A 22,528-nucleotide genomic window follows, 5' to 3' on the forward strand; every position below is an offset into this window, starting at 1 on the left:
CCCCCGGATTTGGGGCCCCCAAATCACCTGGATGCAGGTGGACGCGTGGGGGCTTCACCGGAAAGCCGATGCCCAAGCATAGCAAATTTTTGGCTGATTTTCGAGGGTTTAGGCCCCTTTGGAGGGGCGTTCCTGGTGCCGCTTACGTGACTCGAACACGTGACCCTCGCATTACGAATGCGATGCTCTACCGACTGAGCTAAAGCGGCGTTGGGGCGGGCAGATAACAGCGCTTGGCGGGAAGGACAAGCGGGCAAATGCGATTTGCCATGCCCATCCAGCGTCAAACCGCTTCGGATCATCATTTCACCCCGCCTTTACGCCATCTTTACCATCCAATGGCACTGTCGATTCTCAAGGAAAAGCTTTTACCTGAACCAAGGACCGATGGGATGGACACTCTGCGGGGGCATGAAATCGCCGATGACGAGGACGATTTCGGTCCGGCCGACGATGCAGCGATCGAGACGCCGCCGCTTGTCGGCGCCGATGAGCGCCGGATGCAGGTGCGTGCCTATAATTATTGGGCGTCCCTGCTGGGCGACCGCAGCCTGCCGTCCATTGAGGATCTGGCGCCCCAGGATCTGGAAGATTTCGGCCCCTTCAGCGTCCTGCTCGACTTCAGCACCGGGCTGGAGAATCCCGCCATCGTCTATCTTGGCACCGCGCTGCGCGAAGAGTGTGAGATCGACGGGCCCATCCAGTATATCAACGACGTCCCCGCCCGCTCGCTGCTGTCGCGGCTGACCGACCATTATCTCCAGATCATCGCCAATGCCGCGCCGATCGGGTTCGAGGCGGGCTTCGTCAACCAGCGCGACGCGGAAATCCTCTATCGCGGCATTTTGATGCCCTTCTCCTCCGATGACGAGACGATCGACTTCGTCTTCGGCGTCATCAACTGGAAAGAAGCGGCGAGCCAGGCCGTCACGGCGGAGATCGACCGGGAGGTGGAAGCCGCCCTGCTCTCCAGCCCCGCCGCGCCGCCCGTCGCGCCGATCTGGGCGGACGGTCCGGCGGTCGAGGATTTCGACACGCTCGACCTTGGCGGCATGGAAAGCCCTGATGAGGACGCTCCGCTGGCCGATTGGCTGGCCCTCGCCCGCGACAGCGCGGAGCAGGCGCGCACCAGCGAAGCGCGCAGCCATGCGGCGCTCTATCGCGCCATCGGGCTCAGCTACGACTTCGCGCTGGTTACGCTCGCCCGGCCGGAGGAATATGCCGAACTGCTGGAGAATAGCGGCCTCAAGGTCCAGGCCCGAGCGCCGATGACCGCCGTGGTGAAGCTGGTCTTCGGCTCCAGCTACGACAAGACGCGCATCACCGAATATGCTACTGCGCTGGATCATGCCCGCGCCAACGGCATCGCCCTGGGCAGCTTCGGCGACTATCTCGCCAATTATGACGGCGGGCTGAAAGCGCTGGTCCGCGACGAACGCGCCCAGCGCCGCACCGACGGCCCGGCCAAGCCCGATCGCCAGCAGACCGCCCGCGCCGCGATGAAGGCGGCCGCCGCGCTCGATCCCTTCACTGTCGCCACCGATGGCGACGGGCTGGCGGTGGTCATCGCCCGGCGGGAGAAGGACGGATCGCTCGCCATTGTCGGCGCGCTGCCGGAAGGGTCGGAAATCGGCCAGAGGGCGATCGTCGCCGCTGCGAATTAGGCGTTGTCGCCCGGCCTGCTCCCGCGCGGGAGCAGGGTGCATTCAACCGGGGCGCATCCTTAATCGCGGCCCAGGCCCCTCCCATCGGCAGAAACGGCCGCGCCGGATTGACAGAACGGGATCATGGGCCGATTTCGTGGCTTACTCTCCAGGGCGTTCGTCCCATGCTGCGCTGCATCATATTATTTCAATTTTACGTAACTTTATTTCCCATTCTGGGTTGAGCCTCAAGACGCAGTGGCGCATAGTGGACGGCATCGGTTTGAGAAGTCGCGTGGCGGTTCTCCGGCGCCTTCTCCGTTCACAGAAGCGGGGCTGAACCCGCGGGCAAGAGGCAGGCGCATGACGGCATTGGCTGAATCGAGGCAAGTTGACCACAGCATAAGCGAAGCGCTGGAGGCGGCGCTGGCTCGGGGCGCCCTGCCCGGCGAAAGCGAAGGATTCGACCAGAAGGCGATGCTGGCGGCGGCGGCCTTCATCGCCGGCACCGCCGCGACCCGCCGGCCCGGCCATGTCGCCATCGCCATGGAAACGCTGGGCGAAGGCGCGACGGGGCGCTACATGCGGATCGCCATCGTCAATGACGACATGCCCTTTCTGGTCGATTCCATCGCCAATGCGCTGGCCACGGCCGACATCATCATCCATCGCCTGCTTCATCCCGTCCTGTCGGTCGAGCGCGACGGCGATGGCCATTTGAAGGCGATACTCGACAATGAAGCCGCCGGGGCGCGCCGGGAATCGATGATCTATATCGAGGCGGACCGCGCCGACGCCAAGGCCCGCCGCGCGCTGGAAAAGGCGCTGGAGGAAACGCTGGCGGACGTCCGCGCCGCCGTGTCCGACTGGCCGAAGATGCGGGAGGCGATGGCGGCCGATGCCGATGCCGTACCCGACGAGGAAGGGGCGGCGCTGCTGCGCTGGTTCCTGGCCCGCCACTTCACCCAGATCGGCCATGAGGTTCGCCACCGCGACGGAAAGGCGGACGCCGGCATCGGCATCTGCGGCCTGCGCGACCAGCCCCTGCTGGCCCCCGCGACGCTGGAGGCGGCCTTCAACTGGTTCGAGGAAGGCAAGCGCACGCCGCTCATCATCAAGTCCAACCGCCTCTCCCGCGTCCACCGCCCCGTCCTGCTGGACCTGATCATCGTGCCGGTCCGGGACGGCAAGCAGGTGACGGCGCTGTCCATCCACGCCGGCATGTGGACCAGCGCCGGGCTGGCGACCACGCCGGACAGGGTGCCGCTGCTGCGGTCTGCGCTGTCGGCGCTTATGGACAAGTTCGATTTCGATCCGCACGGCCATGCGGGCAAGGTGCTGACCCATGCGCTGACCGCCCTGCCCCACGACATCCTCATCGGCTTCGACCGCGAGACGCTGGAGCGGCTGGTGCTGACCTTCATGTCGCTGACCGACCGGCCGCGGCCGAAACTGGTGCTGGGCACCAGTGCGCTGGCCCGCCATCTCTATGCCTTCGCCTGGCTGCCGCGCGAGGAGCTGACCACGGCGCGGCGCGTCGCGGTGCAGGACATGCTGAGCCAGGCCTGCAACGGCCCGGTGCTGAGCTGGTCGATCGCTCTGGAGGAAAGCGGCCTGGCGCTGCTGCGCATCACGCTCGACCTGCGCGACGGCGGCGTGGTGCCCGATGAACAGCCGCTCGACCGGCAGTTGAAGCAAATGGTGCGCGGCTGGCTGCCCGCTGTCGAGGAGGCGCTGGCCGAAAGCGAGGAGGCCGGCCGGGCCGCGACGCTGGCGCAGCGCTACGCCCCCGGCTTTCCCATGGGCTATCGAAACGGCGCCGGCCCGGCCGAGGCGGCGATCGACATCCGCCTGCTGCACAGCCTGTCCGCCCCCGGCGACAAGTCGATCCGCATCTATCGCAACGAAGAGGATGCGCCCGAACGGCTGCGGCTGAAGCTCTACAGCCATGACGCCATCGCCCTGTCCGAAGTGGTCCCCGCCTTCGAGAATTTCGGCTTTCGCGTGATCGACGAGATGCTGACAGCGGTCGAGGCCAGGGGACAGGCGGGGGCGCTGGGCCATGTCCAGCGCTTCGTCCTGGAACTGCCGGCGGGAGGCGATGCCGAAACCGTGATTGCCCGCGCCAACATCGTGACGGAGGCGATCGCGCAGGTCACCGAAGGCGTGGCGGAAAATGACCGGTTCAACGAGTTGATCGTCACCGCCGGGCTGGACCAGCGATCGGTCGTGCTGCTGCGCGCGCTGTTCCGCTATCTGCGCCAGACCGGCATGGCCTATGGCATGGCGACCTTTGCCGAAACGCTGCGGCGTGAGCAGGGCATCGCCCGCCAGCTCATCGAGCTGTTCGAGGCGCTGCACGATCCGGAGGCCAAGGATGGACCGGCGCGCGCCGCCGCCGCGCAACAGGCGATCGAGGCGGGGCTGGAGAAGGTCACGGCCATAGACGAGGATCGCGTGCTGCGCCTGCTGCGCGCCGTGATCACCGCGACGCTGCGCACCAATTTCTACAGCCCGGCCGCGCAGGAGGCGCTGGCCTTCAAGCTGGACAGCGCGCAGGTCCCCGGCCTGCCCGCGCCGCTGCCATGGCGGGAAATCTGGGTCTATTCGCCCCGCGTCGAGGGCATCCATCTGCGCGCGGGGCCCGTGGCGCGCGGCGGACTGCGCTGGTCCGACCGCCGGGACGATTTCCGCACCGAAATATTGGGCCTGATGAAGGCGCAGCGAGTGAAGAATGCCGTCATCGTGCCGACAGGCGCCAAGGGCGGCTTCTATCCCAAGCAGCTTCCCAACCCGCAGGTCGACCGCGACGCCTGGTTCGCGGAAGGCACGGAAAGCTACCGCATCTTCATCCGCGCCCTGCTTTCGGTCACCGACAATATCGTCAAGGGCAAGGTGAAGCACCCGGCGCAGGTCGTCATCCACGACGGCGACGATCCCTATTTCGTCGTCGCCGCCGACAAGGGCACGGCCACCTTCTCCGACGTCGCCAACGCCCTTGCACTGGAACGCGACTTCTGGCTGGGTGACGCCTTCGCCAGCGGCGGCTCCCACGGCTATGACCACAAGGCGATGGGCATTACCGCCAGGGGCGCGTGGATCAGCGTGAAGCGGCATTTCGCGGAAATGGGCGTCGACGTGCAAAGCGAGCCGGTGCGCGTCGTCGGCTGCGGCGATATGTCGGGCGATGTGTTCGGCAACGGCATGCTGCTGTCGAAGGCGATCAAGCTGGTCGCCGCCTTCGATCACCGCCACATCTTCCTCGACCCCAATCCCGATCCGGCGAAAAGCTGGGAAGAACGCAACCGCCTGTTCCAGTTGCCGCGCTCAAGCTGGGACGATTATGACAAGACGCTGATCTCCAGGGGCGGCGGCGTCTTCCCGCGCAGCCTCAAGAGCATCCGCCTCACCCCGGAGGTGCAGGCGATATTGGGCGTCACCGACACCGAAATGGAGCCGACCGCGCTGATCTCCGCGATCCTGAAAAGCCCCAACGACCTGCTCTGGTTCGGCGGCATCGGCACCTATGTGAAGGCCGCCGCACAGAGCCATGGCGATGTGGGCGACCCCGCCAACGACCGCCTGCGCGTCAATGCCGAGCAGCTTCGCGTGAAGGTGGTGGGCGAAGGCGCCAATCTGGGCGTCACCCAGGCGGGCCGCATCGCCTTCTCCCTGCGCAGCGGGCGGATCAACACCGACTTCATTGACAATTCGGCCGGCGTCGACTGTTCGGACAATGAGGTCAACATCAAGATCGCGCTCAACAAGGAAATGGCGGAAGGCCGCCTCTCCTTCGACGACCGCAACAGGCTGCTGGTCGGCATGACGGACGCGGTGGCCGACATCGTGCTGGAGGACAATCGACTCCAGGCGCTCGGCCTTTCCATCGCGGAGGCGGGCGGCGCGGCGGAACTGGCGAGCTATGTGCGGCTGATCGAAACCTTCGAGGAGACAGGCCGGCTCGACCGGCAGGTGGAAGGGCTTGCCGCCAACGACCAGTTGCTGCGGCGCGGTCAGGAGGGGCTGGGCCTCACCCGGCCTGAACTCGCGGTGCTGCTGTCGACCGCCAAGCTCGCCTTGCAGGACGCCATCGAGCATGGCGACCTGGCCACCGACCCCAGCATGGACGACGAACTCGCCCAGGCCTTCCCGCCCGCGATGCGGAAGAAGGAGGCCGACGCCATCGCCGCCCATGCGCTGAAGAGGGAGATCATCGCCACCAAGGTCGCGAACCGCATTGTCAACCGGCTCGGCCTGATCCATCCGTTCGAACTGGCGGAGGAGGAGGGCTGCTCGCTGGCCGACCTCGCCAGCGCCTTCCTGATCGCGGAAAGGCTCTACGACATCCGCCGGCTATGGGATGACATCGACGCGGCGGAGATGTCCGAAGCCGCCCGGCTCGCCCTGTTCGGGGACATCGCCAACGGCATGCGGGCGCAGATCGCGGACATATTGCGCAGCCTGCCGTCCGGCACGCTGCCGCAGGCGGGCCATGGCGCGCTGGCCAAGGGCGTGGGCATGCTGGCGAAGCAGGTGGACGACCTGCTCACCAGCGAGGCGCTGCGCCGGGTCACGGCCGCGACCGACCGGCTGCTGTCGCTGGGCGCGCCGGAAGCGCTGACCCGCCGGACCGCCGGCCTGTTCAAGCTGGACGGCGCGGTGGGCATCGCCGCGCTGGCCGGGCGCCTGTCGGTGGATGAAGTCGCCCTGACCCGCGCCTTCACCCATCTGGGTGAAGCGGTCGGCATCGACTGGGTGCAGTCCACCGCCGCGCGCATGGCGCCGTCCGATCCGTGGGAGCGGCTGCTGATCTCCGGCGTGGCGCGCGACATGCAGCAGGTGCGGCTCGACTTCCTGGCGCAGGGGACGGGCAAGGACATCGCCCATCATGTCGAGGCATGGCTGAAGGAAAGGGGCGCCCGCATCCAGCAGTTCCGCGCCCTCGTCCAGCGCGCCAAGACGGCGGCGACGCCCAATGTCGCGATGCTGGCGGAGATCGCGGGTCAGGCGCGGGGATTGTTGGGGCGGTAGGAGGCTTTACGCTCTCTCCAACCCCCGTCATTCCCGCACAGGCGGGAATGACGATTATGGGGTGGGGGTGGAAATCGGCTCCGGCGCAGGGACCGTTTCCGGCGGCGGCGCCTTCCCCAGCCCCGGCCCATAGACCGGCGTCACCGGTTCCTCCACCGTGCGTCCGTGCAGCGCCTCGATCTCCGCCTTGCGCTGTTTCAGATACAGCTCGCGATAATAGGCATAGGGATTTTCCTCGCTGCGGATCTGCTGGATCGTCTCGTCGAAGGCGGCGCGTTCGCCCAGCTGGTTCAGGATCGTCGCGGGAATCACATATTTCGGCTCGTTGAACGGCTTGCCGACGGCGAAGGGCACGACCAGCTTGTCCACCGTATCCCCCACAATGTCGCGCAGCGTCGTCGGCCCGACGATCGGCAGATACATATAGGGGCCCGGCCCCACGCCATAATAGCCCAGCACATTGGCAAGGCCGTTGGGCCGATAGGGCAGGAAGAAGGGCTTGCGCTTCGCCACGTCGAACAGGCCGGCCACGCCCAGGGTGGTGTTGATGGTGAAGCGTCCGACCGTCTCCATCGCCTTGCCCGGCTTGAACTGGAGCATATAGGCCAGGAAGACCACCGGCTCCTGCAAGTTGGAGAAGAAGTTGCGCAGCCCCTTGCGCGCGGGCTTTGGCAGACCCTTGTTATAGGCCTTGGCGACCGGTTCCAACACGGCCTTGTCGACCGCCTGCACCGTCTGGAAACTCTTCTCGTTCAGCCGCTCCAGCGGATCGCCCGGCGGCGGGCGGCTATGGCCCGTCACGACGATCTCGCCCGGTTGCGGCGCGGCAGCCGCAGGCGCGTCCGTGCCCGGCAGGTTCGGCATTACCGGCGGCGGCGGGACGACCAGCACCTGCGGCGTTCCTTCGGCGGCGGCCTGCGGAGCGGCAGGCGCATCGGGCGCTGGCGCGGCAACGGCGGCAGGGTCGGACGCCGCCGCCCCCTCCGTTCCCGCTTGCGCGCCCATCATCAGCATTCCAGCGGCTATGGCCGGCGTCAGCATATCGTCATTCCTTGCAGGCAGGCCCTTTGGAGCGGATGACATTTTCATGTCACGCCCGTTTCATTAAGGCGGCTAATTGCGATGGGGTCACCCGTCAATAGCATGACGCCGCCATCCTGCGCCGGCCGCCGCTCCATGGAAACGATCCGGCTTTGCCTCGCATATTTTGATACAAATTTTGCAACGCCCATAGTTTGCAATTGCGAGTCGTTCGCGTTATGCAGCCTGCCTCATCTCCCACAGGACTCGTCCCGCTTCCGATGCACGCCCCCGCCCGCACCCAGCCGAACAACAGGAAGAAGAGCCCGAAGGCCTTCTGGCTGAAACAGCTCCATACCTGGCATTGGGTGAGTTCCGCGATCAGCCTGATCGGCCTGCTGCTGTTCGCCTTCACCGGCATCACGCTGAACCACGCCGCCGATGTCGAGGGTTCGCCGCAGACGGTGACCAGGTCCGCCACCCTGCCCCCCACCTTGCTGAAGCAGGTCGCGGCGGACGAGGCGCCCGACGCCAAGAGGCCCCTCCCCGCCCCGATCGCCCGATGGGTGGAACAGGAAATCGGCCAAAGCGGCGCGGGCGAAGCGGAATGGTCGGCGGACGAGGTCTATCTTGCCCTGCCCCGCCCCGGCGGCGACGGCTGGGTATCGATCGACCGGCATAGCGGCGAAGTCACCAGCGAGGCGACGAGCCGGGGCTGGATCAGCTATCTCAACGACCTGCACAAGGGCCGCAACGCCGGCAATATATGGAAGTGGTTCATCGACATCTTCGCCGTCGCCTGCTTCCTCTTCGCCTTCACCGGCCTGCTCCTGCTGTGGCTCCATGCCAAGAAGCGCCCGACCACCTGGCCGCTGGTCGCCGCGGGCCTCGCCATACCGGCCGTCCTGGCCATCATCTTCATCCATTAAGGGGGAATTCTTCACCTCATGCAGATCAGCCACAAGATCGTCCTGACCGGCGCGGCTATGGGCGCCAGCGCCGTCGCCATGCCCGCCACGGCCCAGACCCTGGACGTCACGCTTGCCCTGCCGCGCCTGTCGGTGGCGGAATATCACCGTCCCTATGTCGCGATCTGGCTGGAGAAGGAGGGCGCGCCCGCCCGCACTTTGTCGGTTCTCTACGATGTCGACAAGCGCAACAATGGCGGCGTCAAATGGCTGCGCGACATTCGCATGTGGTGGCGCGCCTCCGGCCGCTCGCTCGCCCTGCCCGCCGACGGCATTTCCGGCGCCACCCGCGCCCCCGGCACCCATAAGCTGAGCTTTACCGCCGGCAAGGGCGGCATGCCGGTCCTGACCCCCGGCAAATATACGCTGGTGGTGGAGGCTGCGCGTGAATCCGGCGGGCGCGAGGTGGTTCGCGTGCCGCTCAACGTAACGGCGACCGGGGCCAGAGGCAGCGCCGGCGGCCAGTTCGAACTGGGCGCGGTCAGCGCCGTGCTGTCGCGCTGAGGAGGGAAGCCATGATGACGTTCCGCAAGACGCTGGTGCTGCTCGCCGCCACCGCTGCCATGGCTCTGCCGCAAATGGCGGGCGCGGCGCGGCCCTGGATGCTGCCGTCCGAAACCATGTTCGCCGGCTCCGGCAATGAATGGCTGACGGTGGACGCCGCCATTTCCAGCGATCTCTATTATTTCGACCATCCGGGGCAGGACTGGCAGCCGGTCGTGACCGCACCGGACGGCAGCACGGCGCAGGTGGAAAACCGCGCCATCGGCAAGCTGCGCCAGACCTTCGACCTCGGCATCAGGACCAAGGGCACGTACAAGATCGCCATCGTCAACGAGATGCTGATGGGCAATTACATGCTGAACGGCGAGCGCAGGATGCTGCCGCGCGGCACCACCGCCGCGACGCTGGCGACCGCCGTGCCGCAGGGCGCGACGGACGTGCAGACAGCGACGGCGCGCACCCGGATCGAAACCTTCGTGACGGCGGGCGAGCCGGACCGAAAGGTCTTCACGACCACGGGCAAGGGGCTGGAGATGGTGCCCGTCACCCACCCCAACGACCTTGCCGTGGGCGAAGCCGCCACCTTCCAGTTCCTGTTGAACGGCAAGCCCGCGGCAGGGCTGGACGTGGTCGCCATCCCGGGCGGCATCCGCTACCGGTCGGACCTCAAGCAGATGGATGCGAAGACCGATGCCGAAGGGAAGGTCAGCTTCACCTGGCCGGAAGCGGGCATGTATTGGGTCAGCATCAGTTCCGGTGGGCGGCGCGGACCGGGCGGCGAAGGCCCCGGCGGTGCGCCGGGCGCAGCCGGGCCCCAGGGCCAGCCGCAGGGTGAAGGCGGGCCCCGTCCGCCCATGGGTCCGCCCCAGGACCGCGCCACCTATGCCATGACGGTGGAGGTGCAGGGCTGACCGCCCGCCCGATCCGCATCGCCATCCCGCCCTGCCTCTCGCCCGACATCTTCGGGCCAGACAAGCAGGCGGGCAGGATCAGCGACTTTGGCGGTCCGACCATGGGCACGAGCTGGTCCGCCCGCATCGTCGACGCCCCGCCCGGCAGCGCGGCGGCGATGGAAACGGTGCTGGGCCGCATCATCGCGCAGATGAGCAATTGGGAAGCGGCTTCCGCCATCAGCCGTTTCAATGCCGCGCCGGTCGGCCAATGGATGCCGCTGCCCGGCGAGATGCTGACCGTGCTGCGCGCCGGACTGGAGATGGCCCGGCTGTCGGGCGGCGCGTTCGATCCGGCGGTGGGCCGGCTGGTGGCGAAATGGGGCTTCGGTCCGGACGGGCTGACGGGCCTTTCCGAAGGCCCCCATCATCCCTCGCCCTGGACCGCCATCGCGATCGAGGGCGACCGCGCCCGGCGCACGGCCGACGTGACGCTGGACTTTTCAGGCATCGCCAAGGGCTTTGCCGTGGATGCAATGGCGGCCGCCCTGCGCGGCCTCGGCGCTGCGCATTTCCTGGTCGAGATCGGCGGCGAATTGCAGGGGCAAGGGGTCAAGCCCGACCTCCAGCCCTGGTGGGTGGACGTGGAGGCTCCGCCGGGCCTTGCGCTCCCTACGCTCCGGATAGCGCTTTGCGGCCTGTCGGTCGCGACATCCGGAGACTATCGCCGCTTCCGCCAGGAAGGCGGCGTCCGCCTTTCCCACAGCATGGACCCCGCCACTGGCGCGCCCATCACCAACGATGTGGCTTCCGTAACGGTGCTCCACGAAAGCGCGATGCTGGCGGACGCCTGGGCGACCGCGATCACGATAATGGGGCATGAACGTGGCATGGCCCTCGCCACACGGCACGGCATTGCCGCATGCCTGATCCGGCGGGTTGATGATCGCGGGCAGGAATATATGACGCCTGCCCTGGCCGCGATGCTGGATTGAACCCGAACGGGTGGCGAGCGGAAGATCTGCCCCGCACGCCTGCGAAGGCAGCGGCTTGGCGTGCTGGCAGCGGCGATTTGGCCACCCAAACCGCGCCTCAACCCCAACCGCGCCTCGACAGCCGAGTATCGATAGGCCAAAGGCGAGCGCATGATCGCTGCCATGGCTTCCCTTCTCTTCGTGCTGATCTGGTCGACCGGCTTCATCGTCGCGCGGGCGATGGTGCCGCATGCCGCGCCGGAGCTGGTCCTGGCGGTGCGGCTGGCGCTGACGACGACCTTGCTCGCCGGGGCGGCGCTCTATGCGCGGCAGGCGCTGCCGCGTGGACGGCGGCTGGGGCTGCATCTGGCGGCTGGCGCGATGCTGCATGGCTTCTACCTGACGCTCAGCTGGTGGGCGGTGAACAACGGCATGCCGGCGGGCGTCATGGCGCTGCTGGGTTCGCTGCAACCGCTGATGGTGGCGGTGGCGAGCGTCGCCTTTCTGGGCGACCGGCTGCCCGGACGCGCCTGGGTCGGTCTGGCGATCGCGATCGGAGGGGTCGGTTGCGTGCTATTGCCGGCGATCGAGCGGTCGGGCGCCGGATCGATCGCGACAGGACCGGCTCTCGCCGGCGTGCTCGCCGTGCTCGGCATGGCGGGGGGCACGCTGATCCAGCGCGGATCGATAGCAGGCGACGGCATCGCGATTTCCGGGGCGGTGCAGAATGGGGGCGGCGCGCTGCTCGCCATCGCGGCCACGCTGTTCGCCGGGGAATATCGCTGGGACGGCACGCCTGTGCTGTGGATCGGCCTCGCCTGGTCGGTGCTGGGGCTGTCGGCGGGCGGACTGTCGCTGCTGGTGTGGCTGGTGCGGCATCAGGGGCCGACGCGCATGTCGATGCTGTTGCTGCTGGTGCCGCCGCTTGCCGCGGTCGAGGCATGGCTGCTGTTCGGGGAACGGCTGGGTCCGGTGCAGCTCATCGGCTTCGGGCTGGCGCTGGGTGGGGTGATGCTGGGCCGGTCGACGCAACCGACGCGCAATCAGGACATCGCCGAACTGGCCTGAACTCAGCCCTGCCTTTCCCGCAGCCGTTCATGGTGGCGGATGACCTCATCGATGATGAAGCGCAGGAATTTCTCGGTGAAATCGGGGTCCAGATTGGCATCGGTAGCAAGCTGGCGCAGCCGGGCGATCTGGCGTTCCTCCCGGCCGGGATCGGCGGGAGGCAGGTCGTGGGTCGCCTTATGCTCCCCGACGGCCTGGGTGATCTTGAACCGCTCCGCCAGCATGAAGACGAGCGCCGCGTCGATATTGTCGATGCTCTCGCGATAGCGCTTCAGGGTCTCGTCCACTTTGGTCCTCCGCAGAGCATCGCCGGCGAAAATGGACGCGGGTTTTGCGCCCTGACGATGCGTCGATCAAATATCGCGCGCTTTTTGCCGCTTCCGGACGCCCGCGCAAGCTATTCCCGCTTGCCTTTAGCATTTTGCGCCGCCACATGGCGCTTGTCATGACAGCATCCGCCACCGGCAATGTCCACCCCATCGGCCGCGCCAGCAGCGCGCCTTCGCTCGCCCCCATGATGGCGCTGGTCGCTGAGGGCATGAATCAGGTGAACGCCGTCATTCTGGACCGGATGCAGTCGCGCATTCCGCTGATCCCGGAACTCGCCGGGCATCTGATCGCGGGCGGCGGCAAGCGGATGCGGCCGATGCTGACGCTCGCCTGCGCCGATCTGGTCGGTTATGCCGGGTCGCGCCATTACAAGCTGGCCGCCGCGGTCGAATTCATCCACACCGCGACCCTGCTGCATGACGATGTGGTCGACGGATCGGGGCTGCGCCGGGGCCGCAAGACCGCCAATATCATCTGGGGCAACAGCGCCAGCGTGCTGGTGGGCGACTTCCTCTTTTCCCGCTCCTTCGAACTGATGGTCGAGGCGGAATCGCTGAAGGTGCTGAAGATCCTCTCCAATGCGTCCGCCGTGATCGCGGAGGGGGAGGTCAACCAACTCACCGCCCAGCGCAAGATCGACACCAGCGAAGAGCAGTATCTCGACATCATCGGCGCGAAGACCGCTGCCCTGTTCGCCGCCGCCTGCCGCATTTCCGCCGTGGTCGCCGACCGCACGGAGGCCGAGGAGCAGGCTCTGGACGTCTATGGCCGCAACCTCGGCATCGCCTTCCAGCTTATCGACGACGCCATCGACTATGAATCGGACGGCGCGACCATGGGCAAGGATGCGGGTGACGATTTCCGCGACGGCAAGGTGACGTTGCCCGTGATCCTCGCCTATGCCCGGGGTTCGGAAGATGACCGCGCCTTCTGGAAGCAGGCCATTGCAGGCAACCGGGTGAGCGACGAGGATCTGGCGCATGCTACGGGCCTGCTGCGCAAGACGGGCGCGATCGCGGATACGCTGGCGCGGGCGCGGCATTATGGGCAGAGAGCCATCGATGCGCTGGGCATGTTCGACAATGGCAAGGCCAAGGCCGCGCTGACCGAAGCGGTCGGGTTCGCCATCGCGCGGGCTTATTGAGGGTCTGGCAGGCCGGTTCGTTTCCATCGTCGTGTTCGTGCGCAGACAGGTGCACTTAGCGCTTCCTTCCGCCAAGACCTCCTGCCGATCATGATCCCTTCTCCTGAAACCATCGCCTTCCTCATGGCCGCCGCGCTTATGGCGGGATGCATCGACGCAATGGCGGGCGGCGGCGGGCTGATCGCCCTGCCTGCCTTGCTCGCCGCCGGAATCCCGCCCGTTCCGGCGGTCGCCACCAACAAGCTGCAATCCTCGCTCGGCACCTTCGGCGCCTGCGTCGCCTATGCGCGGGCGGGACATATGGATCTGAAGGCCTATCGCTGGCCGATATTCGCCGCCTTCGCAGGATCGGTCGGCGGGGCGTGGCTGGTGCAGCGGGTCGATCCATCCATCCTCGCGGGGCTTATGCCTGCGCTGCTGATCGCGCTGGCGGCCTATTTCACCTTTTCGCCCAAGATGAGCGAGATCGACCGGCACCAGCGCATCGGCATGGTGCTGCTGAGCCTGCTGATCGGCGTCATCGGCTTTTACGACGGCTTTTTCGGACCGGGTGCGGGCGCCTTCTACACCAGCATCTTCATTGCGCTGGGCGGCCTGGGCCTCGTGCGCGCCACCGCGCAGACCAAGGCAGCCAATTTCGCCAGCAACCTCGCCGGCCTGCTTACCATGATCGCGGGCGGGCATGTGATCTGGATCGTCGGCCTCGCCATGGCGGTGGGCAGCATCGCCGGCGGGCAGATCGGATCGCGCCTCGCCATGCGCTTCGGCAGCCGCCTGATCCGGCCGCTGCTGATCGTCATGTCGCTGGCGCTGACGGCGAAGATGCTGCTCGATCCTGAAAACCCCATCCACGCGCTGCTGTTCGGCTGATCCTTGCACTCGGCCGGGAATGGCGCGAGAGGGACAGCCATGACTGCCCTGCCCATCGATGCCGTGCTGCCCGACCTGCTTGCCGCCCTGCGCGAAGGCAGCAACGCCGTGCTGGTGGCGCCGCCGGGCGCGGGCAAGACGACGGCAGTGGCCCCGGCGCTGCTGAACGAACCCTGGTGCACCGGGCAGGTGCTGCTGCTCTCCCCTCGCCGGCTTGCGGCCCGCGCAGCGGCGGAACGGATTGCCGAACTGATGGGCGAACAGCCCGGCGGCACGGTGGGCTATGCGACGCGGATGGATTCGCGGATGTCGGCCCGGACCCGCCTGCTGGTCCTGACCGAAGGCATTTTCGTGCGGCGGATCCAGGACGATCCGGAGCTTTCGGGCGTTTCCGCGGTCCTCTTCGACGAAGTGCATGAGCGCAGCCTGGACAGCGATTTCGGACTGGCGCTGGCGCTGGACGCCCAGGGCGCGCTGCGGCCGGACCTGCGGATCGTGCCGATGTCCGCGACCCTGGACGGAGCGCGTTTTGCCGCGCTGCTCGCCCATGGCGGGAAGGACGCGCCGGTGGTGGAGAGCGAAGGCCGCATCCAGCCGCTGGAACTGCGCCATGTCGGACGCGCTGCCGAAAAGCGGATAGAGGATGCAATGGCGGCCACCATCCGCCGGGCGCTCAACGAAGAGGCGGAAGGCGACCTGCTCGCCTTCCTGCCCGGCGTGGCGGAAATCGAACGGACGGCGGAACGGCTGGAGGACGCCGGGGCGGAGGTTCACAAACTCCACGGGTCGCTCGATCCGGCGGCGCAGCGCGCGGCGATCCGCCCCTCGCGGGAGGGACGGCGGAAAGTCATCCTCGCCACCTCCATTGCGGAGACCAGCCTGACCATCGACGGCGTGCGGATCGTGGTCGACAGCGGGCTGGCGCGGCGGCCACGCTACGACCGGGCGGCGGGGGTGACGCGGCTGGTGACGGAGCGGGCGAGCCAGGCGGCGGCGACCCAGCGGGCGGGGCGGGCCGCGCGGCAGCGGCCGGGTGTCGCCTATCGGCTATGGGAAGCGGCTGCGACGGCCGGGATGCCGCCCTTCGACCCGCCGGAAATATTGGAGAGCGACCTGTCGAGCCTGATGCTGGACTGCGCGCTTTGGGGGGTGAGCGATCCGGGCGAGCTGCGTTGGCTGGACCCGCCGCCCGCTGCCGCCGTGGCGGAGGCGCGCAAGCGGCTGACGGTGCTGGAGGCGCTGGACGAGGGTGGACGCATCACCGCCCATGGCAAGACGCTCGCCACCCTGCCGCTGGAGCCGCGCATCGGCCATATGCTGGTGCGGGCAGGCGGAATGGGTCTGGCGGAGATCGCGGCGGAGGTTGCCGTGCTGCTGGGCGAGCGGGGAATCGGCGGACAGGACACGGACCTGTCGCAGCGGCGGATGCGCTGGCGGCGGGAAAGCGGCAAGCGCGCCGATGCGGCGCGGGCGATGGCGAAGCGATGGGCGAAGCTGGCCCCTACGGATTCATCCGGCGCAATCCCTGTCAGTGCGGCGGGAGGCCATGAAACCGGCCTCTGCCTTGCCCTCGCTTTCCCGGACCGAGTCGCAAGGCGCCGCTCTGCGGACGGAGCCGATTGGGCAAGCGTCGGGGGACGCGGCTTCCGGCTCGACCCGCTCAGCCCCCTGGCGCGGGAGGAATGGCTGGCGGTGGGCGAAGTGCAGGGCAGCGCCGCGGGCGCCCGCATCCTTTCCGCCGCACCGGTCGGCGAGGCGGAGGTGATCGCCCTGTTCAGCGCTCGCGTCGCGGAACATCGCACCGTGCGCTTCCGGGCCGCCAATGGCGGGATAGAGGCGCTGCGCGAAAGGCGGTTGGGCGCGGTGCGGCTCTCTTCCGGTTCCGACGACCGGCCCGATCCGACCGCCGTGGTCGCCGCCCTGACCGACGGCGTGCGGCAGGGCGGGCTGGACCTGCTTCCCTGGTCCGACGCCGCGCGGTCGCTCAGGATGCGCGCTGCCTTTGCCGGGGTGGAGGCGCTGTCAGATAGCGCGCTGATGGAAACGTTGGACGAATGGCTGCCCCCGCTGCTGCAGGGCAGGCGCCGCCTTTCCGACATCGACCGCTCGCAGCTTTCTGGCGTGCTGGAAGGGCTGATCGGCTGGGACGGGAAGCAGCAGGTCGACCGGCTGGCCCCGCCCGAATTCCGTTCCCCCGCCGGCAGCGGCCATGAGATCGACTATGCGGCGGAGGGCGGCCCCCGCGTCGAACTGCGCGTCCAGGCCCTGTTCGGCCTCAACGAGCATCCGGTGGTCGGCAGCGGGCGCATTCCGCTGGTCCTCTCCCTCACCTCGCCCGCCGGCCGGCCGATCCAGACGACGCGCGACCTGCCGGGCTTCTGGAAGGGCAGTTGGAGCGCCGTGGCGAAGGAGATGCGCGGCCGCTATCCCAAACATCCCTGGCCGGACGACCCGGCAGCCGCCGGCGCCACGCTGCGCACGAAACGCGCCGACGCCAAGGGGAAGCCTTGACTTCGATCCAGTCGCTGGTGCAACGCAACCCGATCTTCCCTCAGGAGTCTCTATCGCGATGAGCGCGCGCATCTATCAGATCCAGAAGAACGCCCTGCAGTCCGGCAAGGCGCTGACCCGCAAATGGGTGCTGGAATATGTGGCGGCCGAAGCGAAGAAGCCCGATCCCCTGACCGGCTGGGCGGGTTCCGGCGACACGAAGCAGCAGATCAGGCTGACCTTCTCCTCCGAGGAAGCCGCCCGCGCCTATGCGGAGCGGGAGGGGATTCCCTATACGGTCATTCCGACCGCGCCGAAGACGCTGAAGATTCAGGCTTACGCGGACAATTTCCGCTAAGCCGCCCGGCAGGACAGGCCTGCGCCTTCAGCGTCACCTGAGCGCCAGATCCGCCATCAACGCCGCGAAACTCGCCACCACGCCTGCCAGAAACAGCCGGTAGGCATAGCCCAGCCAGCGATATTTCCGCCGCTGGAGCACCTGCCCGTTCTGGTACATGTCGCGCAGCATCGCCCGGCACAGCGCGTCGTCATCCGCGACAAGCCGCATCATCCGATCGCTGAACTCCACTTCGCCGAGACTGGTGAAGACGCCGAAGAACAAGAGATTATCCCCGTCTCCCACGCCGCCGCGTGGCTGGCTCACGCTCGGCAGCACCGCCAGGATCGCGCAGGTCGCGGCCAGGAACACGCCCACCGCCAGCACCGCCACCGGCCAGACCAGCGCGCCCGAGCGCAACTGCGCGACGCAAAGCGTGAAGATCACCATCGACGCGCCGATCAGCATGTTCGCCTTCTGGTCGGCCATCTGGCTGAGTTGCATATTGGTCTGCACCGCCGTGCGCAGCAGGTGGATCGCATTGGGCACCGGCGCATTCGCCCCATCGGCCATAGTCCCCCTTCCCCTTTTTTCGCGACAGTCATGCCCGATTGCCGCCTTATTCCCTTGCCAAAGAGCGACGCTTAAGGGCAAAAGCCGCTCTTTCACGGAAAGCACCACGGATAATGACGGATCGCCAGCCAATTTTCGACAGCGTTTTGAGCCAGATCGCGCCTTTCAACAAAAAGGGCATCGAACTGACCGAAGCCACCACCTTCGCCGGCGATCTGGAATGGGACAGCCTGACGGTGATGGATTTCGTCGCCGCGATCGAGGATGAGTTCGACATCATCATCACCATGAACATGCAGGCTGAGATCGAGACCATCGGCCAGCTCGTGGACGCCGTGGCGAAGCTGAAGGGCTGATCCGCCTGAGACTTTAACCGCCGTTCGGGCTGAGCGAAGTCGAAGCCCTTTGCTGAGCCAGGGCGAAGCATGGAGCCGCGGCTCCGCTCGGCAAGAAGCTTCGACTTCGCTCAGCCCGAACGGTTTTGGGACGATTGAGACAATGACCGACGCCACGCAAGCCCGCGACCTCTTCTCCAAATTCGATGCCCTGATCGCAGAGCGCGAGGCGCTGCTGGCGACCGGCGTGCGCGATCCCTTCGCCATCGTGATGGACGAGGTGAAGTCCCCGACCCAGGCGGTGATCAAGGGCAAGGACACGATCCTGCTCGGCACCTATAACTATATGGGCATGACCTTCGACCCGGACGTGGTCGCCGCGGGCAAGAAGGCGCTGGACGATTTCGGCGCTGGCACCACCGGCAGCCGCGTGCTGAACGGCACCTATCAGGGTCACAGGCAAGTCGAGGAAGCGCTCAGGGACTTCTACGGCACCAGCGGCGCGATGGTCTTCTCGACCGGCTATCAGGCCAATCTCGGCATGATCTCCACCCTCGCGGGCAAGGGCGACTATGTCGTTCTGGACGCCGACAGCCACGCCTCCATCTACGACGGCTGCTTCCTGGGCGATGCGGAGATCGTCCGCTTCCGCCACAACAGCGTGGAGGATCTGGACAAGCGCCTGGGCCGCCTGCCCGCCGACGCGCTGAAGCTGGTGGTGCTGGAGGGCGTCTATTCGATGCTGGGCGACGTCGCCCCCCTGCCGGACATGGTGGCGGCGGTCCGCAAGCATCCCAATTGCATGATCCTGGTCGACGAGGCCCACGGCATGGGCTTTTTCGGCCCCAACGGCCGCGGCGTCTATGAAGAGCAGGGCGTCGAGAAGGATGTGGACTTCGTCGTCGGCACCTTCTCCAAGTCGGTCGGCACGGTGGGCGGCTTCTGCGTCTCCAACCATCCGAAGTTCGAGGTGCTGCGCCTCGTCTGCCGTCCCTATGTCTTCACCGCGTCCCTGCCGCCCAGCGTCGTCGCCACCGCCGCGACGTCGATCCGCAAACTGATGCATGCCGGCGAGAAGCGCGCCCATCTGTGGAAGAACAGCCAGCGGCTGCACAAGGGCCTGACCGACCTCGGCTTCAGGCTGGGCACGGAAACGCCGCAATCCGCGATCATCGCCGTCATCCTGACCGACCAGACGCAGGCGGTCGCCATGTGGCAGGCGCTGCTGGAACTGGGGCTCTACGTCAACATGGCGCGCCCCCCGGCAACTCCCGCGGGAACCTTCCTGCTGCGCTGCTCGCTTTGCGCGGAACATAGCGATGAACAGGTCGGCCAGATCATCGCGATGTTCGAGGCCGCGGGCAAGGCGACGGGGGCGATCGGCTGATCGCGCCTTCCCGTCGCCGCCGCGACCGGACGGGCATTTAACGCGACGGAATTTGCGGCGAAATCGGAACCTTTCACCTGCGGCATTTCTCCATTAATATTGTTCATCTAGTGTAACTGTCGATGGCGGACGGGTTTTTCATGGATGAACATGCGACAGGGTGGCGAGCGTTCGTTGCACGCTTCCTGCCGCTGGTGCTCGTCGTCCTGCTGGTGGGTTCTCTCGGCACGCTGCTCTACAGCGCCAGCCATGCGGCCCGCGACCATGAGCGCGCGCTGAAGGAACAGCGCCGCAGTTTCGAGATCATCGCCCTCGCCCGCGCGTTCGAGGCGAAGACCGCCCGCGCCGAAGTGACGCTGGCCCGCTATGTCATCAGCCTTGACCCCGATACCGGCCGCCTGTTCCAGGACCAGTGGCGCACCGCCGCAAGCCAGCTCAAGACGCTGAACTACACCACCCGCCATTCCGACTGGCAGCGCGGCAACGTCATGGCGTTGCAGGCGGCGTTCGACCAGCGCGGCAAGACGCTGAGCGAGATCGGCCTGCGTACCACCTACGACCAGAAGATGGCGGCGCTCGCGCAATTCCATCAGGCGGGCAGGTCCCGCGACCTGATGCGCATCACGGCGCTGCTGGACCGCGTCATCCAGGCGGAGAATGCCCGCTTGCAGGAGCGCAGCCAGGCCGTGTCGCTGGCCGGGGATCGCAACGCCTGGTTCTGCAAGACATCGCAGCTTTTCGGGCTGGTGCTGCTCGTCTGCGTGCTGTTCGCGCTCTGGTTCGCCAATGCCGCCTATAGCGAGCGGCGCAATGCCCGCAGGCAGGCGGATGACGAGGCGGAGCGCGCCGACCGGCTGGAGGAGGCCGTCGCCACCCGCACCGCCGAATTGTCGGACGCCTATGAACGGCTCAAGAAGGAGACCGCCGAACGCGCCGCCGCCGAGGAAAATCTGCGCCAGATGCAGAAGATGGACGCCGTTGGCCAGTTGACCGGCGGCATCGCCCACGACTTCAACAACATGCTGGCGGTGGTGGTCGGCGGTCTGGAACTCGCCAAGCGCAAGCTGCGGCTGAAACCGCAGGAGGCGAACCGCCATCTCGACAATGCGATGGAGGGCGCCAATCGCGCCGCCGCGCTGACCCGCCGCCTGCTGGCCTTCGCCCGGTCGGAACCGCTGCTGCCCAGCCCGGTCGATTCCGATGCGCTGGTGGCCGGCCTGTCCGACCTGATCGACCGGTCCATCGGGGACCAGATCACCATGGCCTTCGAAAATGAGGCGAAGGGCTGGCGGATCTTCGTCGACCAGCATCAGATGGAAAATGCGATATTGAACCTGTGCGTCAACGCCCGCGATGCGATGGACGGGCGGGGTCGGCTGATCATCAGGACAGGGCAGGCCGAACTCGCGCAGCATGAGATCGGGGAATGCGCCGGCGGGGAATATGTGACGCTCAGCGTCAGCGACGACGGCTGCGGCATGACGCCCGACATCCTCTCCCGCGTGTTCGAACCCTTCTTCACCACCAAGCCGGTCGGCAAGGGCACGGGGCTTGGCCTCAGCCAGATTTTCGGCTTCGTGCACCAGAGCGAGGGAGAGATCCGCATCGAATCCGAACCCGGCAAGGGCACGAGCGTCCACCTCTATCTGCCCCGTCATATCGGTGCGGAAGGCGAAGACGCGATGGATGCGTCTGCGCCGGACCGGGAACCCGTTCTCCACCCGCCGATGCGCATCCTGGTGGTGGAAGACGATCCGCGCGTCCTCAACCAGACGATGGCGGCGCTCTCGGAACTGGGCCACCTGCCGGTCGCCTGCGATCATCCGTCGAAGGCGGCGAAGCTGCTCACCAGCCATCGGGACATCGGCCTGATCGTCAGCGACGTGCTGATGCCCGACATGACCGGGCCGGAGATGATCCGCACCCTGCCCCCCATCTATGCGCATCTGCCGGTGCTGTTCGTCACGGGCTATGCCGGCGATACCGCTGAAAGCGCCGATTTCGGGGGTCATGAGGTGTTGCGCAAACCCTATACGCTGACAGGGCTGGCACAGGCGCTGTCGAATGCGCTCAGCGGATCGCACCACCCCGGAACAGCCGCGGCAGCAGAGTAAGCGCGCCGATCAGCGGCCAGCGGCGCTGCCAGGGCTTGATCTGGATAGCGGTGCCGGCGTGGCGGTTGATCTTCCAAGCCAGATAATCGATGCCGCCGGCATAGGTGAAGCTCGCCTTGGCGAGGCGGACGATCGACAGCCATTTGCCGCGCCTTTGCAGCCGCCGCCAGAGGGCGGCCGCCTGATCCGGCTCCGGCGACGGGGGCAGGCCCTGGGCCAGCGCGGCTTCCCCGAAGCGCCGGTAACGATCCGGATCGGCATCGACGATGGAAAGGGAGCGGCCCTTGCGCTCGGCCCGCAGTTCCGCGCCATAGGTCAGGGTGAAGCCGGTCTTCCACAGCGACAGCGCGTCCTGCTCCCGCACCATCGGGCGAGCGAGCGAAAGCAGCGTCGGGGCGGCGCCGGCAACGGCGGCGATGGCGCGCTGGCGGGCAAGGTCGTCCGCCGCCCAGAGCAGCCGCGCAGGCTGGGCAAAGCGCGCCCAGACCGACACATTGTCGGCGGCAGGGCTGTTGAGGCGCGCGAAGTCGGCCTCTGAAAGCACCGCATATTTGGCGATCAGGCCGTTATGTTCGAAGGGAAAGACATTGGGCGGGATCAGCCGGTTGGCGGTCGCGAGCCAGCGCTTTCCATAAGCTGTGCGATAGTCCGATACGATCAGGTAGAAATCCAGCATCAAGCCGTCGAGATTCTCCTCCCGCAGGCAGGAGCCGTAGAAGAGCACCGCCCGCGAAGCGTCGGGATATTGGGCCGCCAACGCGCCCGCCATCGCCGCCGCGCGCGGATCGGCGGGCGCGGCCAGTTCGGCGGTGACGAGGGAGAGGAGAGTGTGGGGCATCGGTCCTTGGGC

The 22,528-nt window shown here is 67.1% G+C and carries 18 protein-coding genes and 1 tRNA gene; 14 read left to right on the forward strand and 5 right to left on the reverse strand.

All coding sequences use genetic code 11. From position 1 onward, the window contains the following. Window positions 1–133 precede the first annotated feature (133 nt). A tRNA-Thr gene (locus LDB29_RS12355) sits at window positions 134–209 on the reverse strand. Between the two features lie 183 nt (window positions 210–392). Between LDB29_RS12355 and LDB29_RS12360 the strand changes: the two genes are divergently transcribed. Beyond that, entirely contained in the window at window positions 393–1,664 is a 1,272-nt protein-coding gene (locus tag LDB29_RS12360; protein ID WP_025549597.1) for a hypothetical protein, read from the forward strand. Between the two features lie 342 nt (window positions 1,665–2,006). After that, window positions 2,007–6,674 (forward strand): NAD-glutamate dehydrogenase domain-containing protein, encoded by a 4,668-nt coding sequence (locus LDB29_RS12365; protein ID WP_025549596.1) that lies wholly within the window; start codon window positions 2,007–2,009, stop codon window positions 6,672–6,674. Between the two features lie 54 nt (window positions 6,675–6,728). Here the strand turns inward: LDB29_RS12365 and LDB29_RS12370 are convergent, their stop codons facing one another. Continuing rightward, window positions 6,729–7,715, reverse strand: coding sequence for a VacJ family lipoprotein (locus LDB29_RS12370; protein WP_025549595.1), 987 nt, complete (start codon window positions 7,713–7,715; stop codon window positions 6,729–6,731). A gap of 260 nt (window positions 7,716–7,975) precedes the next feature. Between LDB29_RS12370 and LDB29_RS12375 the strand changes: the two genes are divergently transcribed. From LDB29_RS12375 to LDB29_RS12395, 5 genes are all read left to right on the forward strand, one after another. After that, window positions 7,976–8,623, forward strand: a complete 648-nt coding sequence (locus LDB29_RS12375; RefSeq protein ID WP_025549594.1) for a PepSY-associated TM helix domain-containing protein — start codon at window positions 7,976–7,978, stop codon at window positions 8,621–8,623. 18 nt (window positions 8,624–8,641) lie between these two features. After that, entirely contained in the window at window positions 8,642–9,166 is a 525-nt protein-coding gene (locus tag LDB29_RS12380) for a DUF2271 domain-containing protein (RefSeq protein WP_025549593.1), read from the forward strand. Window positions 9,167–9,177: 11 nt separating this feature from the next. Beyond that, complete coding sequence (locus LDB29_RS12385; protein ID WP_025549592.1) at window positions 9,178–10,077, forward strand: DUF4198 domain-containing protein; 900 nt, start codon at window positions 9,178–9,180, stop codon at window positions 10,075–10,077. Window positions 10,078–10,178: 101 nt separating this feature from the next. Beyond that, complete coding sequence (locus LDB29_RS12390) at window positions 10,179–11,051, forward strand: FAD:protein FMN transferase (protein ID WP_025549591.1); 873 nt, start codon at window positions 10,179–10,181, stop codon at window positions 11,049–11,051. Window positions 11,052–11,201: 150 nt separating this feature from the next. Then, the gene (locus tag LDB29_RS12395; RefSeq protein WP_025549590.1) at window positions 11,202–12,098 is read left to right on the forward strand and encodes a DMT family transporter; all 897 of its coding nucleotides are present in this window, start codon (window positions 11,202–11,204) and stop codon (window positions 12,096–12,098) included. A gap of 2 nt (window positions 12,099–12,100) precedes the next feature. Here LDB29_RS12395 and LDB29_RS12400 read toward each other — a convergent pair whose 3' ends face one another. Then, window positions 12,101–12,385, reverse strand: a complete 285-nt coding sequence (locus LDB29_RS12400; protein WP_025549589.1) for a chorismate mutase — start codon at window positions 12,383–12,385, stop codon at window positions 12,101–12,103. A 158-nt stretch (window positions 12,386–12,543) separates the two neighbouring features. On the opposite strand from LDB29_RS12400, the gene LDB29_RS12405 reads away from it, so the two are divergent. The 4 genes from LDB29_RS12405 (at window position 12,544) to LDB29_RS12420 (ending at window position 17,290) form a co-directional block, all read left to right on the forward strand. After that, window positions 12,544–13,572, forward strand: coding sequence for a polyprenyl synthetase family protein (locus LDB29_RS12405; RefSeq protein ID WP_025549588.1), 1,029 nt, complete (start codon window positions 12,544–12,546; stop codon window positions 13,570–13,572). Between the two features lie 90 nt (window positions 13,573–13,662). After that, window positions 13,663–14,442 carry a TSUP family transporter gene (locus tag LDB29_RS12410; RefSeq protein WP_044660117.1) on the forward strand — a complete coding sequence of 260 codons (780 nt, stop codon included), beginning with the start codon at window positions 13,663–13,665 and terminating at the stop codon, window positions 14,440–14,442. 39 nt (window positions 14,443–14,481) lie between these two features. Next, entirely contained in the window at window positions 14,482–16,953 is a 2,472-nt protein-coding gene (gene hrpB / locus LDB29_RS12415) for an ATP-dependent helicase HrpB (RefSeq protein ID WP_025549587.1), read from the forward strand. A 58-nt stretch (window positions 16,954–17,011) separates the two neighbouring features. After that, window positions 17,012–17,290 carry an ETC complex I subunit gene (locus LDB29_RS12420; protein ID WP_025549586.1) on the forward strand — a complete coding sequence of 93 codons (279 nt, stop codon included), beginning with the start codon at window positions 17,012–17,014 and terminating at the stop codon, window positions 17,288–17,290. Window positions 17,291–17,323: 33 nt separating this feature from the next. On the opposite strand, the gene LDB29_RS12425 is transcribed toward LDB29_RS12420, so the two are convergent. Further along, window positions 17,324–17,842: a Pycsar system effector family protein gene (locus LDB29_RS12425; protein WP_037482846.1), complete on the reverse strand. Its 519-nt coding sequence runs from the start codon at window positions 17,840–17,842 to the stop codon at window positions 17,324–17,326. Between the two features lie 113 nt (window positions 17,843–17,955). Here LDB29_RS12425 and LDB29_RS12430 point away from each other — a divergent pair, with 113 nt between their 5' ends. The 3 genes from LDB29_RS12430 (at window position 17,956) to LDB29_RS12440 (ending at window position 21,678) form a co-directional block, all read left to right on the forward strand. Next, window positions 17,956–18,198 carry an acyl carrier protein gene (locus tag LDB29_RS12430; protein WP_099186118.1) on the forward strand — a complete coding sequence of 81 codons (243 nt, stop codon included), beginning with the start codon at window positions 17,956–17,958 and terminating at the stop codon, window positions 18,196–18,198. Between the two features lie 142 nt (window positions 18,199–18,340). Further along, entirely contained in the window at window positions 18,341–19,564 is a 1,224-nt protein-coding gene (locus LDB29_RS12435; protein WP_025549585.1) for an aminotransferase class I/II-fold pyridoxal phosphate-dependent enzyme, read from the forward strand. Between the two features lie 122 nt (window positions 19,565–19,686). Continuing rightward, window positions 19,687–21,678 (forward strand): ATP-binding protein, encoded by a 1,992-nt coding sequence (locus LDB29_RS12440; protein WP_257554289.1) that lies wholly within the window; start codon window positions 19,687–19,689, stop codon window positions 21,676–21,678. Here the strand turns inward: LDB29_RS12440 and LDB29_RS12445 are convergent. Next, entirely contained in the window at window positions 21,635–22,516 is an 882-nt protein-coding gene (locus tag LDB29_RS12445; protein WP_025549583.1) for a hypothetical protein, read from the reverse strand. The genes LDB29_RS12440 and LDB29_RS12445 overlap by 44 nt on opposite strands. Between the last annotated feature and the right edge of the window lie 12 nt (window positions 22,517–22,528).

This window comes from Sphingobium sp. CFD-2 (assembly GCF_024611135.1).
Lineage (GTDB): Bacteria > Pseudomonadota > Alphaproteobacteria > Sphingomonadales > Sphingomonadaceae > Sphingobium > Sphingobium fuliginis.